This is a genomic window from Clostridium sp. MCC344 (assembly GCF_018785365.1).
Taxonomy (GTDB): Bacteria; Bacillota; Clostridia; order Lachnospirales; family Lachnospiraceae; genus Pilosibacter.
Genome location: NZ_WQPQ01000114.1, coordinates 74,297 through 75,107, shown reverse-complemented (window position 1 = coordinate 75,107; position 811 = coordinate 74,297). Strand labels below are relative to the sequence as shown.

1 protein-coding gene and 1 pseudogene are annotated in these 811 nt (G+C 53.0%); both read right to left on the bottom strand.

Annotation, left to right across the window (positions count from 1 at the left end; all coding sequences use genetic code 11):
- Positions 1–572: class C sortase (locus GPK90_RS18370; RefSeq protein WP_215703627.1), on the bottom strand; the 572-nt coding region annotated here is incomplete at its 3' end.
- A pseudogene (locus GPK90_RS18365) lies at positions 553–811 on the bottom strand (hypothetical protein); the annotation flags it as partial. The pseudogene GPK90_RS18365 and the gene GPK90_RS18370, both read right to left, overlap by 20 nt.

Sequence of the window (811 nt, the reverse complement as noted above, 5' to 3'; positions counted from 1 at the left end):
ATCTGATCCACCTCATACGTGAATGTCTCGTTTAAGACATCCAGAGTGAACCGATCTCCCACTTCCAGTTTGTCCAGGTCAGTGAACAGCTTCGCCTTCACAAGACCGTTATGGGCGGCCAGCACACAATGGGTATTTTCACCGCCCACCGGCAGGCTTGTCCCATACCAGAAACCGGCGCCCGACTGAAGCGCCCGCCCTTCCGTCCCGTGGTAAATGGGAATGTGGACCCCGATCTTCGGAATGTCCACATATCCCATCATCCCTGTTCCCCATGGATCCAGAAGGTGGTCAAGCTCCTCCCGTTCCTCTGCGGGAACCAGAAACTGTTCCTCTTTCTTTGCAAGTCTTTCATTGTACTCTCGGGCCGCCTGGATCATTCCTTCGCAGTCGATCCCCTGAAACCGGTCATACGCCGCAATCGCCTTGTTGAACTGATACTGATAGTACCAGTCACAGATATGCGGGTACAGGAAAATTCCCAGTCCCAGAAGAAATATGGCTGCTATGAGGGTCCCGCGCCCGGTGAGCCATGAAGGTTTCCTGCCGGAATTACCGGATCCATGCTCCATTTGCGTCTACCTGATACCCATCCGGTGTTGTGGTGTTCGCAAGCATTGCGCCAAGAGTTCCCTTGTCAGATGCTGTGTTGAAGTAATACCACTTGCCGTCGATCTCATGCCAGCCGGTGTACATGCGTCCTCTTGTGTTGTCATACTGAGTATGGAGATAATACCAGTTGTTGTTCCGGTATAACCAGCCGTCTTCCATCCAGCCGTCTACATCAAAGTAGTACCAGTCGGAGCGGCCA